Genomic DNA, 14,286 nt, shown 5'->3' with positions numbered 1-14,286 from the left:
CATGGACGTACTGGGCGATCTGGACCTGCAGTGCGGCGAGCTGAAGGTGGCCCGCTACCGGACCTATCCGGAGGTCCCCAAGCGTCTGTCGCCGCGCCCCTATCTGCACCCCGTACGCACCCTCGCCGGCACCCTCGTCACCGAGGAGCGGCCCGAGGACCATCTGCACCACCTCGGCGTCGGTGTCGCGATCCCCGATGTCGAGGGGCACAACTTCTGGGGCGGCACCACCTATGTGCCGGGCCGGGGACCGACCGAGCTCGACAACCACGGCACGCAGGTGCACACCGGGTACTCGCTGCGCGACGAGGACGGATTCGTCGAGGAGCTCGACTGGACGACCGGCGGCGGGCAGGTCCTGCTGCGGGAGCACCGCACCGTCGCCGCCGTGCGGCTCGGCCCCGGCGCCTGGGTCCTCGACTTCACGTTCTCGCTCCTGAACGCCACCGGCTCCCCGCTGAGCTTCGGCAGTCCGCAGACCAACGGGCGCTCCGGCGCCGCGTACGGCGGCTTCTTCTGGCGGGCGCCCAAGGAGGCCATCGCGCCCCGGGTGTTCACCGCGCAGGCCGAGGGCGAAGTGGAGGTGCACGGCACCCGCGCCGACTGGGTGGCGTTCACCGGCTCGGCCTGGTCGCTGGTCTTCGCCGCGGGCACGGACCGTACGCGCAAGGACCCTTGGTTCGTACGGGCCGCCGGCTACCCCGGCGTCGGCTCCTCGCTCGCCTTCGACGAACGCCTTCCGCTCGGTGCGGGCAAGACGCTGGTCCGCCGGGTCCTCACCGTCGTGGCCGACGGCCGGCTCGGCAAGGACGCGGCCGCCGAGCTCGTGCACGAGGCCACCGAGGCGGTGGGCCGGTGAGCACCTCCTTCGGCGCCGACCTCGGCGACGGCACGTACCGCAATCCGGTCCTGAACGCCGACTGGTCCGACCCCGACGTGCTGCGCGTCGGCGAGGACTACTACCTGACCGCGTCCAGCTTCGGCCGCGTCCCGGGTCTGCCCCTGCTGCACTCCCGTGACCTGGTCAACTGGACCCTGATCGGGCACGCCTTGGACCGCCTCGTACCGGAGGAGTCCTTCGCCGAGCCCCGGCACGACTGCGGGGTCTGGGCGCCGTCCCTGCGCCATCACGACGGACGGTTCTGGATCTTCTGGGGTGATCCCGACCAGGGGATCCACCAGGTCAACTCCCCGTCCATGGAAGGTCCTTGGACCTCCCCGCACCTCGTCAAGGAGGGCAAGGGACTCATCGACCCCTGTCCGCTGTGGGACGAGGAGAGCGGCGAGGCGTATCTCGTGCACGGCTGGGCGCGCTCACGGTCCGGCGTGAAGAACCGGCTCACCGGTCACCGGATGCGACCCGACGGCACGGGGCTGCTCGACGAGGGCAAGGTGATCGTGGACGGGGACGCCATCCCCGGCTGGTTCACCCTCGAAGGGCCCAAGCTCTACCGGCACGACGGCTGGTACGTGATCCTCGCGCCCGCCGGGGGAGTGGAGACCGGCTGGCAAGGGGCGCTGCGGTCGCGGGACTTCTTCGGCCCGTACGAGGAGGGCATCGTCCTGTCCCAGGGGGACACCCAGGTCAACGGACCCCACCAGGGCGGCTGGGTGCGCACCCACAACGGTGAGGACTGGTTCCTGCACTTCCAGCAGCGCGGCGCCTACGGACGGGTCGTCCACCTCCAGCCGATGCGCTGGAGCACCGACGGCTGGCCGGTCATCGGGGACGACGGGGCGCCCGTCGCCGTCCACCCGAAGCCCGACCTGCCCGAACAGGCCCTCGCCGTACCGGACATGGACGACGACTTCCCCGGCGGGCACTTCGGACCGCAGTGGCAGTGGACCGGCAACCCGGACGCCTCCTGGACCGACGGCGGCCCACGCTCCGCGGACGGGCTGCGGCTCAGCTGTGTACCGACAGCGGCGGCCGGCGATCTGCGGCGGGTGCCGAGTGTGCTCACGCAGCGGCTGCCCGGCGCCCCCGCGACCGTCACCGTCGACCTCGACCTCCGCTCCGGCGTGCCCGGTGCGCGTGCCGGGCTCGTTCTGCTCGGCGACGCCTACCGGTGGGTGGGTCTGGAGCGGGGCGCGGACGGGGCCGTCTCGCTCGTGCACCGTTTCGGGGAGACGGTGGCGGTGCACGAGCGGGACGCCGCGTACGCCAGGACCTTGACCCGGGGGAGCGGCGCACGGCTGCGGATCGAGGCGGGGGCGGGCGGCCGGTGCCGGTTCCTCGCCGACACCGGGGACGGATTCCGGGCCGCGGGGCCCGAGTTCGTGGCCGCGCCCTGGCGGTGGGTGGGCGCGCTGCTCGGACTGTTCGCGCTCGCGCCGGAGGCTCCTTCCACACCTGCCTCACAGGACACGGGCTTCGCCCACTTCACGCACTTCCGGATACGGGCCGACTGAGCGCCCGCCCGAACCGGGCACCACGTACGACCGCACCCGCCGAACCGGGCACCAAGCACCACCGCACCCGCCGAACCGGGCACCAAGCACCACCGCACCCGCCGAACCGGGCACCAAGCACCACCGCACCACGTCACGCACGCCAACTCCCTACTGCCGCATGCCTTTTTCAGGAGCCGCAATGCCGCATACCGTACGCAAACGACGCCGCCTGGCCGCCGTCGGCGCCCTGACCGCCTGCCTCGCGGCCGCCGCGACGCTCCCCGCGTCCGCCGCCACGTCCGCCGTGGCACCCGGCAAGGGCGGCCGGCCCACCGTGCTCAAGGTCCCCGCCCAGTACCCCACCGTGCAGGCCGCCGTGGACGCGGTGCCCGCCGGCAACACACGGCCCGTGACGATCGAGCTGGCGCCCGGCACGTACCGCGAGAAGGTCAGAATCGGGGACGAGCAGCACCGCATCACACTCGTCGGCACCGGCGACGACCGCGACGACACCGTGATCGTCTTCGACACCCCCTCGGGGGAGCCGAAGCCCGAAGGCGGGACACAGGGTTCCTCGGGCAGCGCCACCGTGATGGTGCGCGGCGACGACTTCACCGCCCGCAACCTCACCTTCGTCAACGACTTCGACGAGGCCGCGCACGAGATCAACGGGGAGCAGGCGCTCGCCGTGAAGACCACCGGGGACCGGCTGTTCTTCGAGGACGTCGCCTTCCTCGGCAACCAGGACACCCTGATGACCGACACCCCGGCGCTCACCGAGATCTCCCGGGTCTACGTCCGCGACTCCTACATCGAGGGCGATGTCGACTTCATCTACGGGCGGGCCAGCACCGTCATCGAGAAGTCGGTGATCAAGGCCCTGAGCCGCGGCTCCGACACCAACAACGGCTATGTGACCGCGCCTTCGACCTGGAAGGACAACCCGTACGGAATGCTCATCACCGACTCCACGGTGATCAGCGACGCCCCCGACGGGACCTACCACCTCGGCCGCCCCTGGCATCCGAGCGGCAACCCGGACGCGATCGGCCAGCTCCTGATCCGCGACACGAAGCTGCCCGCGGCGGTCAAGGCCGCGCCCTGGAGCGATATGAGCGGCTTCTCCTGGCGCGACGCTCGCTTCGCCGAATACCGCACCTACGGACCGGGCGCCGCACCCGCGGGCCCGGACCGCCCGCACCTCGACCCCGCGCTCGCCGACGACTACGAGCGCTCCGACTACCTGCGCGGCTGGGACCCGTGCTGAGCACCGAGCCGACGGCGGTGAGCGTCCGTTCGGAGCACGCCGCCCCCACACCACGACCCCGCTGGGCCACACCCTCGACACGAAGAGAGCCGATCATGAGCAGTAACCCGTTCCGTACCGGACGCGGGCGCCGCGGCGCCACCGCACTCGCCCTCGCCACCGTGCTCGCCCTGACCGCCGCGGCCTGCGGCGACGACGGGTCCGGCGCGGGCGGCGACAAGGGCGACGAGGGCTCCGGCAAGGGCGAGATCACCTTCTGGGACAACAACGGCGGTGTGCGCACCGACATCTGGAAGGAGATCATCGCCGACTTCGAGAAGGCCAACCCGGACATCAAGGTCAAGTACGTCGGGATACCGGCCGAGTCCGTCCAGTCCAAGTACGACACCGCCATCCAGGGCGGCGGTCTGCCGGACGTCGGCGGCATGGGCACGGCGATGCTCTCCGCCTTCGCGGTGCAGGGCGCGCTCGACCCGGTGGGCGACCGCATCGACAAGAGTGCGCTCAAGGGCAAGCTGACCCAGGCGATGGTCGACAGTGTGCTCTCCGCGGGCGGCGGCAAGGAGCTGTACACGGTCCCGACCTCCGCGAACAACGGCACGCTGTGGTACCGCACCGACCTGTTCGAGGAGGCCGGTCTCGAAGAGCCTTCGACCTGGCCGAAGTTCTTCGAGGCCGCCGAGAAGCTGACCGACACGGGCAAGAACCGCTTCGGCTACACCATCCGCGGCGGCGAGGGCTCCATCGCCCAGGCGCTCGACGCGACGTACGGACAGTCGGGGATCACCGAGTTCTGGGACGGCGACAAGACCACCGTCAACGACCCGAAGAACGTCGAGGCCCTGGAGAAGTACGTCGGCCTCTACAAGAAGGCGACGCCGTCCGCCGACGTCAACAACGACTTCAAGAAGATGGTCGCGCAGTGGGACAGCGGCCAGATCGGCATGCTGAGCCACAACCTCGGCTCGTACCAGGACCACTTGAAGGCGCTCGACGGCAAGTTCCGCGGCATCCCGAACCCCACGCAGGAGGACGGGACCCGGGTGCAGATCTCCAACCCGGTGGACGGGCTCGCCCTGTTCAAGTCGTCGAAGAACAAGGAGGCGGCCTGGAAGTTCATGGAGTTCGCCGTCGGCCACGAGTCCAACAGCAAGTGGAACGAGTCGGCCGGCGCCATCCCCTCCAACACGGAGGCGGCCGGTGACGAGTGGATCCAGAAGGCGGAGGCCACCAAGCTCGCGGCCGGGGCGCTCAACGACGGCACCATCAAGATCGTCCAGCTGCCGTACTACCTGCCGGACTGGAACGCGATCTCCAAGGCCGACAACGAGCCCAACTTCCAGAAGGTCCTGCTCGGCAAGATGTCGGCGAAGGACTTCCTGGACACCCTCGCCGAGCAGCTGAACGAGGCGCAGGCGGAGTGGAAGCAGCAGCAGTAGGACTCCTCCTCCGCGGTACGGGTGGCCGCGCCGCAAGCGGTGCGGCCACCCCTGCTCGTATCCCTCCTGCGAAAGCGAGGCACAAGGACGTGTCCCTCACCCGTAGACAGATCGGCGCGGCCGGAGTGCTCGCGGCGGCCACCGTGGCCGCCGGCGCGGGTACCGCGACCGCTGCCTTCGCGGCCGGGGGCGGCAGGCACCCGGGCCGCACCCTGTTCATCGCCGGCGACTCCACAGCAGCGCAGAAGTACGCGGACGCGGCGCCCGAGACCGGCTGGGGGATGGCCCTGCCCTTCTTCCTCGGGCGTGGCCTCACCGTCGCCAACCACGCGGTCAACGGCCGCAGTTCGAAGAGCTTCCTCGACGAAGGCCGCCTGGACGCGATCCTGCGTGTGATCGCCCCCGGTGACCTGCTGCTCATCCAGTTCGGGCACAACGACTCCAAGTCCACCGACCCCACCCGCTACACCGAGCCGTGGTCGACGTACCAGGAATGTCTGCGCCACTACGTGGACGGGGCGCGCGCGGCCGGCGCGCGGCCCGTGTGCGCGACCTCGGTCGAACGGCGCCGCTTCGACGAGGCGGGACGGGCCGTACCGACGCACGGTGAATACCCGGCGGCGATGCGGGAGTTGGCCGCCGAGCAGCGCGTTCCGCTGCTCGACACCCAGGCGCTGTCCCTCGAGCTGTGGGACAAGCTCGGCGCCGAACCCGCCAAGGCGTACTTCAACTGGACGCCCGAGAAACAGGACAACACCCACTTCAACCCGCTCGGCGCCATCGAGGTGGCGCGCATGGCCGCGGGCGAACTGCTGCGCACCCGCGTCCTGGCCCCGCGCGAGCTGCGCCGCCTGGACGACGAGATCCCCGCCTCGTGGATCACCTGGCCGACCGCGCCCGCGAGCTGAGGCTCATCCGGCCGACCGCGCCCGCGAGCCGAGGCTCACCCCCGTGAACTGACAAGGAGCCGCCCGTCATGTCCCGTACCGCCAGACGCACCTCCCGCACCTCTCACACGACCCGCACCCTCCTGCTCGTGACCGCCACGGCCACCGCGGCCACCCTCTGCATCGGCGCCCCGGCCGAGGCGAAGGGCCACGACCCCGCCCGCGCGACCCTCCCCGCCGGTGACGGCTGGGCCTCCGAAGGCGCCGGAACCACCGGTGGATCCAAGGCCGCCCGCGAGCACGTCTACACCGTCGACACCTGGGAGGAGTTCCGTACGGCCCTCGCGCAGGGCGGTACGGCCCCGAAGATCATCAAGGTGCGCGGCACCCTGAACGCCACCGCGAGCGGCTGCGAGGCCTTCGAGGCCGAGGGCTACGACTTCGCGAAGTACCTCGCCGACTACGACCCCGCGGTCTGGGGCCTCGACACCCCGGTCAGCGGCCCCCAGGAGGACCTGCGTGCCGCATCGGCCGCCGCGCAGAACGAGGGCATCAAGGCCTTCGTGCCGTCCAACACCACGATCATCGGTGTCGGCCGGAACGCCGGCATCACCGGCGGCAGCCTCCAGATCAAGGACGCGGACAACGTCATCGTCCGCAATCTCACCGTCGAGAGCCCGCTCGACTGCTTCCCGCAGTGGGACCCCACCGACGGGGCGACGGGCGCCTGGAACTCCGAGTACGACGCCGTGGTCCTCTACCACTCCACCCGTGTCTGGATCGACCACAACACGTTCACCGACGGCCGCCACCCCGACAGCTCGCTGCCCTCGTACTACGGGGAGACCTACCAGCAGCACGACGGCCTCCTGGACATCGTGCGCGGCGCGAACCACGTCACCGCCTCCTGGAACTCCTTCGAGGACCACGACAAGACGCTGATGATCGGCAACAGCGACAGCGCGACCGCCGACGACACCGGCAAGCTGAAGGTCACGCTGCACCACAACCGCTTCACAGGCGTCGTCGAGCGCGCGCCCCGGGTCCGTTTCGGCCAGGTCGACGTCTACAACAACCACTTCGAGGTCAAGCCCGGCCAGAAGTACGGGTACAGCTTCGGCGTCGGCAAGGAGTCGCGGATCTTCGCGGAGAAGAACTCCTTCTCGCTGCCGACGGGCGTGGGCGCGGGCCGCATCCTCAAGAAGTGGAGCGAGGCCCCGCTGACGGCCCAGGGCAACTACGTCAACGGCAAGGAGACGGACCTGATCGCCGTGCACAACGCGGAGTTCCCCGCCGAGCTCCTGCAGTCCGGCGCCGGCTGGACCCCCGAGCTGCGCACCAAGGTCGACGACCCGCGGGGCCTGGCCCGGCAGCTCGCGGCCAGGGCGGGCGCCGGCAAGATCTGCTGACACCCGGCCCGCCTCGGCACCGAGCAGCCCGGAGCGCCAGGGAGCCCTGGAGCGCCAACCAGCCCCGGAGCGGCGGCATTTGACCTGCCCGTCCATGCCGCCGCTCCGGTCTTCTCAGACCTCGCTTCCCCCGATACGATTGTCCGGAGTTTCGAAAGCCGCCCGAAATCCCGGACAACCACCGGAGGGGGCGAGGGAAGGGGAGACGTATGGGACGCCTCGTACCGGCTGTGACCCGGGCCATGGACATTCTCGAGCTGTTCCTCGGGCCGGACGACACCCTCTCCGCCCCCGAGATCACCCGCAAGCTGGGGCTTCCGCGTACCACTGTGCACGAACTGGTGGCGACTCTGACAGCCCGCCGCTACCTGGATTCCGTGCCGGGCCAGACCGGCCGCTACCGCCTGGGCGTGCGTACCTATCAGCTCGGCAGCACCTACGGCGAGCGGCTGGATCTCGCCGCCGAGGGCCGCGACGTGGCCCGCAAGGTGGCCGAGACCTGCGACGAGACCGTTCATGTGGCGATCCTCGAAGGCACCGATGTCATCTATGTCGCCAAGGTCGACTCCACCCATGCGGTGCGGATGGTGTCCGCCGCCGGCCGCCGGCTTCCCGCGCACTGCACGGCCGTCGGCAAGATGCTGCTCGCGACGCTGCCGGAGCAGGACCTGCGGTCCCGCATCGAGAGCGCCGAACCCCTCTCCGCGCTGACCGACCGGAGCATCACCGACCCGGACGCCCTGCTCCAGCACCTCACGGGCATCCGCGAGCAGCAGATCGCCGTGGAGGAACGGGAGTCGAACCCGGATGTCTCCTGCGTCGCCGCCCCGGTACGCAACTCGGCGGGCCAGGTCGTGGCCGCGCTCAGCATCTCCGTACCGATGATCCGGTGGAGCGACGAGCGCCAGGAGGAGCTGACGCAGCTCGCGGCCAAGGGCGCCCAGGAGCTCTCCGAGCGGCTCGGGTTCGGACGGGGGCGCCGGTGACCAGGGCGACGGCGACCGGCTCGGCACGCATCGAGGTCGCCCTGCGTGCGAGGGCCGAGCTGGGGGAGGGCCCGACCTGGGACCCGGCCGGGCAGCGGCTTCTGTGGGTCGACATCCTCGGCTCCCGTATCCATGGCTTCGACCCGGTCTCGGGGCGCCGCACCGTGCAGCTCACCGAGCAGCACGTGGGCGCCGCGAAGCCGCGCGCCGGTGGCGGCACGGTGGTCAACCTCCGTGACGGCGTGGGGCTTTACGACCCCGACGGCACCTTCCGCTGGCTGCACCGCGACCCCCTGCCCGGCCGGCGCGGCAACGACGCGGCCGTCGCGCCGGACGGTGCGCTCTGGTACGGCACGATGCGCTACGACGAGAAGCCCGGCGGCGGCGCCCTCACCCGTATCGCCGCCGACGGCAGCGCGACGACGGTGCTCGACGACGTGGCCGTGAGCAACGGCACGGGGTGGAGCCCGGACGGCTCGCTGATGTACTACGCCGACTCCCCGACGGGCCGTGTCGACGTCTTCACGATGGACGGCGTCCGGGCCACGGACCGCCGCCCCTTCGTCCGTATCGACAAAGGCCAGGGCTTCCCCGACGGACTCTGCGTGGACGCCGAGGGGTACGTCTGGGTGGCGCTGTGGGACGGCGGCGCGGTCCGCCGCTATGCGCCGGACGGGGCCCTGGACCGCGTGGTCGAGGTGCCCGTCGGGCGGCCCACGGCCTGCGCGTTCGGCGGCGCCGCGCTCACGGACCTGTACATCACGACGGCGGCGGTGGGCGACCCGCACCCGCTCGCGGGTTCACTTTTCGTCGTACGGGACGCGGGCCTCGGTCTGCCCCAGGCGGCCTTCAAGGGCTGAGCTCGACCCAACTGAAAGCGCCCCGGGACCATTTGGTCCCGGGGCGCCTCAGCGAGCAAGGCCGTCAGGCACCCGCCCGCCGCTTGTTCCACACGTCGAACCCGACCGCCGCGAGCAGTACGAGCCCCTTGATCACCTGCTGGTAGTCGGTGCCGATGCCCACGAGCGACATGCCGTTGTTGAGCACACCGAGCACCAGACCGCCGATGATCGCGCCGAGCACCGTGCCCACACCGCCGGACATCGACGCACCGCCGATGAACGCGGCCGCGATCGCCTCGAGTTCGAAGTTGATACCGGCCTGCGGGGTGCCCGCGTTGAGCCGGGCCGCGTACACACAGCCGGCCAGGGCGGCGAGCACACCCATGTTCACGAAGACCAGGAAGGTCACGCGCTTGTCCTTGACGCCGGACAGCTTGGCGGCCGCTTTGTTGCCGCCGAGCGCGTACACATGCCGCCCGACCACCGCGTTGCGCATCACGAAGCCGAGCGCGATGAGCAGCCCGGACATGATGAGCAGCACGATCGGGACGCCCCGGTAGCTGGCGAGCAGCATCGTGAACACCATCACCGCGGCCGCGATCGCCGCGCACTTGGCGACCCACAGCTTCAGCGGCAGGACTTCCAGCTCGTACGCGAGCTGGCGGCGCCGGTCACGCCACTGCTGCCAGAGCACCACCACGGCGACCGCGGCGCCGATGAACAGCGTCAGGTTGTGGTAGTTCGTGTCCGGCCCCACCTCGGGCAGGAAGCCCTGGCTGATGTTCTGGAAACCCTTGGGGAAGGGGGAGATCGACTGCCCTTCCAGAACGATCTGCGTGGCACCGCGGAACAACAGCATTCCGGCGAGTGTGACGATGAACGAGGGGATCCCGACGTATGCGATCCAAAAGCCCTGCCACGCACCGGCGATCGCCCCGATCACGAGCGAGGCGGCCAGCGCGAGCGGCCAGGACCAGCCCTGCTCGACCATGAGGACCGCGGCGATCGCCCCGACGAACGCGGCGAGCGAACCCACCGAGAGGTCGATGTGGCCGGCGATGATGACGATCATCATGCCGATCGCGAGGATCAGGATGTAGCTGTTCTGCTGGACGATGTTGGACACGTTGCGCGGCATGAGCAGCGTGCCGTCGGTCCATATCTGGAACAGGACGACGATCAGGCCGAGCGCGATCAGCATCCCGTACTGACGCATGTTGCCGCGCATCGCCGCCATCAGCGCACCGGTCAGCTGTGCGCCGGAGCGGTCCTTCGACGGGGCGCTCGGTGTGGGGGGTTGGTCGGTGGTGACGGGGCTCATGACTCGTTCCTTGCGTGCTGGGTCATCTGGCGCATGAGGACTTCCTGGGTGGCCTCGGCCCGCGCCACCTCACCGGTGACGCGTCCTGCGGCCATGGTGTAGACGCGGTCGCACATGCCGAGCAGTTCGGGCAGCTCGGAGGAGATGAACAGGACCGCCTTGCCGCGCGCCGCGAGCTGGTCGATGACCGTGTAGATCTCGTACTTGGCGCCCACGTCGATGCCGCGGGTCGGCTCGTCGAGGATCAGCACCTCGGGGTCGGCGTGGATCCACTTGCCGAGCACGACCTTCTGCTGGTTTCCGCCGCTGAGCCGGCCCACCGTCTCGTACACCGTGGGCGCCTTGATCTTCAGCGAGGTGCGGAAGGATTCGGCGACCCTGCGTTCCGCGTGCTCGTCGACCACACCGCGCCGGGCCAGTTTCGGCAGCGAGGCCAGCGAGATGTTGCGGTTGATGTCGTCGATCAGGTTCAGACCGTAGGTCTTGCGGTCCTCGGTGACGTACGCGAGTCCCTGCTTGATGGCGTCGGGGACCGTACGCGTGGAGACCTCCTGGCCGTCGACCAGGACCCGGCCTCCGTCGTACACCCCGTAGGAGCGCCCGAACACGCTCATCGCGAGCTCGGTGCGGCCCGCGCCCATCAGACCGGCGATCCCCACGATCTCCCCGCGCCGCACCTCGAGCGAGGCCGAGTCGACCACCTTGCGCTCGTGGTCGATCGGGTGGCGCACCGTCCAGTTCTCGACGGCGAGCGCCACCGAGTGCGGGCCCTCGTACGCGGTGCGCTCGGGGAAACGGCGGTCGAGATCGCGGCCGACCATGCCCCGGATGATCCGGTCCTCGCTCGCCTCGACGGCGTCGAGCGTCTCGATGGTGCGGCCGTCGCGCAGGATCGTGACCCGGTCGGCGACCCTGCGCACCTCGTTCAGCTTGTGCGAGATGAGGATGCAGGCGATCCCCTGCGCCTTGAACTCCAGGATCAGATCGAGCAGCGCCCGGCTGTCCTCGTCGTTCAGGGCCGCGGTCGGCTCGTCCAGGATCAGCAGCTTGACCTGCTTGGAGAGCGCCTTCGCGATCTCCACCAACTGCTGTTTGCCGACGCCGAGATCGGCGATCCGGGTCTGCGGCTTCTCGGCCCCGAGGCCCACCCGCTTGAGCAGCGCCGCGGCGTGCCGCAGCGTCTCGCTCCAGGAGATGATGCCGCGGCTCGCGTGTTCGTTGCCGAGGAAGATGTTCTCCGCGATCGAGAGATACGGGACGAGCGCGAGCTCCTGGTGGATGATCACGATGCCGCGCTGCTCGCTGGCCCCGATGTCCTTGAACGCGCAGCTCTGCCCCTCGAAGAGGATCTCTCCCTCGTAACTCCCGTGCGGATGAACGCCGCTGAGCACCTTCATCAGTGTCGACTTGCCGGCGCCGTTCTCGCCGCAGACCGCGTGGATCTCGCCGGGGGCGACGCTCAGGTCGACCCCGGACAGCGCCTTGACGCCGGGGAAGGTCTTGGTGATGGCCCGCATCTCGAGGACGGGGGCCTGCACGTCGTGCTTGTCGGTGGTGGCCGTGCTCACTTCAGCTGACCCTCGGTGTAGTAGCCCTCGTCGACCAGCGTCTGGTAGTTCGTCTTGTCGATGCTGACCGGGTCGAGGAGGTACGACGGGACGGTCTTGGAACCGTTGTCGTACGACTTGGTGTCGTTGACCTCCGGCTTGCCGCCTGTCAGCATCGCGTCCGCCATCTGCGCGGCCTGCTTGGCGAGCTTGCGGGTGTCCTTGTAGACGGTCTGCGTCTGCTCACCGGCGATGATCGACTTGATCGAGGCCAGCTCGGCGTCCTGCCCGGTCACCACCGGCAGCGCCTTGCCGCCGCTGCCGTAGCCGGCGCCCTTCAGCGCGGACAGGATGCCGATCGAGATGCCGTCGTACGGGGAGAGGACCGCGTCGACGTCGTCGGAGCCGTAGTTCTTGGAGAGCAGGTCGTCCATCCGCTTCTGCGCGGTGCCGCCGTCCCAGCGCAGCGTGGTGACCTGGTTGAGGCCCTTCTGCCCGGACTTGACCACCAACTGACCCTTGTCCATATAGGGCTTGAGGGTCTCCATCGCGCCGTCGAAGAAGAACTTGGTGTTGTTGTCGTCGGGCGAGCCCGCGAACAGCTCGACGTTGAACTTCTCGCTCTTCTTCTCGTCCAGCTTCAGGGCGTCGACGATGTACTGGGCCTGCAGCTCGCCGACCTTGTGGTTGTCGAAGGTGGCGTAGTAGTCGACGGCCTCCGTGCCGCGGATCAGGCGGTCGTAGGAGATCACCGGGATCCCGGCCTCCTTTGCGCGGCCGAGCACATCGGTAAGCGAGGACCCGTCGATGGCCGCGATCACCAGGGCCTTGTGGCCCTTGGCGATCATGTTCTCGATCTGCGCGACCTGGTTCTCGACCTTGTCGTCGCCGTACTGCAGATCGGTCTTGTAGCCCTTGGCCTCGAGCTCCTTCTCCATGTTCTTGCCGTCGGCTATCCACCGCTCGGAGGACTTGGTGGGCATGGCGATCCCGACGGTGCCGCCCTTGGCGTCACCGGACTTCTGCTCCTTGGAGCCGCCCTCGCTGTCCTGGCCGCAGGCGGACAGGGCGGTGAGGGCGGTGAGCGCGGCGAGGGAGGTGAGGATGCGGGTGCTGCGGTGCTTGCGCATGGTCGATGGGTCCTCTCGGGCGTACGGGTGCGGGTGGGGGGATACGAACGGTGAAGCGCGGGTCAGTCCTGCGGCAGGGGGAAGCGCTTCAGCTCACCGGGCAGCCGCGAACCGAGCGGGGACATCCCGGAGTCGGCTCCGAGGCGGGCGAGCAGATCGAGGACGAGCCGGCCGCGGCGGACCCGTTCGCGTGCGGTGGCCAGCGCGGTGTCGCGCATATGGGCGCCGTACGGATAGATGCCGGGCGCCTTGCTGAGACCGAACTTGAGATAGACCGGCGCGGCCCTGCGGATCAGCTCGGGGACGTCGTACATCCGCACATAGCCGCCGAGGTCGTCGGGCGCCTCGACATAGAGGTCGACGGGGGCGCTGCTGACCCGCCGTATCTCGGTGAGCTGCTGGAGGCTGAGGTCCGAGGGCACATTGAGGGAGTCGGCGCCCAGGCGCTCCCAGACGCTGTACGAGGCCGGGTTGACCGGGCCGACGAGCGCGGAGACCTTGAACGTGGTGTCGGTGGGCAGCACGCCCTGCGCGCGCATCCGGTGCAGCAGCCAAAGGACGCCCTCGTCGGCGACGAGCAGGCACTTCACGCCCAACTCGGCGGCGCGCACGGCGTCTTCGACGCAGCCGGCCAGCTGATCGTGACCCCGTGCCCGCAGGCCCGCGCCGCCGGAGGGGGTGCGGGTCGCCGCGCCGGCGTCCCAGGTGCCGCGGGGGCCGGTGAACAGGCAGAGTTCGATATCGCGTTCGGCGCAGGCCGCGACCATCTCGGCGATCTCGCCGTCGGTCAGCATCCAGATGCCGCTGCCCTGGCTGACGCGGTGGATGGGCACGTCGAGCTGTTCGCTCTCCTTGAGCACGACGGCGAGCGCCTCGGGCCCTTCGACGCTGGGTATCTCGGTGCGCCAGCGCCCGCCGTCGGGAAAGGCATACGGCGAGCTGTCGGCCTCGCGCAGCTCGGCGGCGCCGAAGCCGAGGCGGCTCAGGGCCGGTTCTCCGGGGGAGTGGGGCACGGCGATCCTTTCGGTTGTTCGAAATCTCGGGCGACGTTCGGAGGTCGGAGG

At 69.9% G+C, this 14,286-nt stretch carries 11 protein-coding genes and 1 pseudogene; 8 read left to right on the top strand and 4 right to left on the bottom strand.

Features of this window, described 5'->3' with window-relative positions; genetic code table 11:
- Position 1 precedes the first annotated feature (1 nt).
- From G6045_RS08350 to G6045_RS08315, 8 genes and pseudogenes are all read left to right on the top strand, one after another.
- Positions 2-859 (top strand): DUF6807 domain-containing protein, encoded by an 858-nt coding sequence (locus G6045_RS08350; RefSeq protein WP_165331218.1) that lies wholly within the window; start codon positions 2-4, stop codon positions 857-859.
- On the top strand, positions 856-2,412 hold the full coding sequence (locus G6045_RS08345; RefSeq protein ID WP_165331202.1) for a glycoside hydrolase family 43 protein: 1,557 nt from the start codon (positions 856-858) through the stop codon (positions 2,410-2,412). The genes G6045_RS08350 and G6045_RS08345 overlap by 4 nt, the downstream gene beginning before the upstream one ends.
- Positions 2,413-2,653: 241 nt before the next feature.
- Positions 2,654-3,661 (top strand): annotated as a pseudogene (locus G6045_RS08340) (pectinesterase family protein); the annotation flags it as partial.
- A 95-nt stretch (positions 3,662-3,756) separates the two neighbouring features.
- A complete protein-coding gene (locus G6045_RS08335; RefSeq protein WP_165331200.1) occupies positions 3,757-5,100 on the top strand; it encodes an ABC transporter substrate-binding protein in 1,344 nt (447 codons plus the stop codon).
- 89 nt (positions 5,101-5,189) lie between these two features.
- A complete protein-coding gene (locus G6045_RS08330; RefSeq protein ID WP_165331199.1) occupies positions 5,190-6,008 on the top strand; it encodes a rhamnogalacturonan acetylesterase in 819 nt (272 codons plus the stop codon).
- 68 nt (positions 6,009-6,076) lie between these two features.
- A complete protein-coding gene (locus tag G6045_RS08325) occupies positions 6,077-7,396 on the top strand; it encodes a pectate lyase family protein (RefSeq protein ID WP_165331198.1) in 1,320 nt (439 codons plus the stop codon).
- A gap of 209 nt (positions 7,397-7,605) precedes the next feature.
- Positions 7,606-8,382, top strand: coding sequence for an IclR family transcriptional regulator (locus G6045_RS08320; RefSeq protein ID WP_165331197.1), 777 nt, complete (start codon positions 7,606-7,608; stop codon positions 8,380-8,382).
- The gene (locus G6045_RS08315; RefSeq protein ID WP_165331196.1) at positions 8,379-9,242 is read left to right on the top strand and encodes an SMP-30/gluconolactonase/LRE family protein; all 864 of its coding nucleotides are present in this window, start codon (positions 8,379-8,381) and stop codon (positions 9,240-9,242) included. Before G6045_RS08320 ends, G6045_RS08315 begins: the two co-directional genes overlap by 4 nt.
- A 64-nt stretch (positions 9,243-9,306) precedes the next feature.
- Here the strand turns inward: G6045_RS08315 and mmsB are convergent, their stop codons facing one another.
- The 4 genes from mmsB to G6045_RS08295 all read right to left on the bottom strand — a co-directional run bounded on the left by mmsB (position 9,307) and on the right by G6045_RS08295 (position 14,235).
- Positions 9,307-10,545: a multiple monosaccharide ABC transporter permease gene (gene mmsB / locus G6045_RS08310; RefSeq protein WP_165331195.1), complete on the bottom strand. Its 1,239-nt coding sequence runs from the start codon at positions 10,543-10,545 to the stop codon at positions 9,307-9,309.
- Positions 10,542-12,083, bottom strand: a complete 1,542-nt coding sequence (gene mmsA / locus G6045_RS08305) for a multiple monosaccharide ABC transporter ATP-binding protein (protein WP_165331216.1) — start codon at positions 12,081-12,083, stop codon at positions 10,542-10,544. The genes mmsB and mmsA overlap by 4 nt, the downstream gene beginning before the upstream one ends.
- 26 nt (positions 12,084-12,109) lie before the next feature.
- Positions 12,110-13,222 (bottom strand): multiple monosaccharide ABC transporter substrate-binding protein, encoded by a 1,113-nt coding sequence (gene chvE / locus G6045_RS08300; RefSeq protein ID WP_165331194.1) that lies wholly within the window; start codon positions 13,220-13,222, stop codon positions 12,110-12,112.
- Between the two features lie 62 nt (positions 13,223-13,284).
- Positions 13,285-14,235, bottom strand: coding sequence for a U32 family peptidase (locus G6045_RS08295; RefSeq protein WP_165331193.1), 951 nt, complete (start codon positions 14,233-14,235; stop codon positions 13,285-13,287).
- Between the last annotated feature and the right edge of the window lie 51 nt (positions 14,236-14,286).

The sequence above is a fragment of the Streptomyces mesophilus genome, assembly GCF_011044995.1.
In the GTDB taxonomy this organism is placed as follows: domain Bacteria; phylum Actinomycetota; class Actinomycetes; order Streptomycetales; family Streptomycetaceae; genus Streptomyces; species Streptomyces mesophilus.
This window is presented reverse-complemented; position numbering and strand designations above follow the sequence as displayed.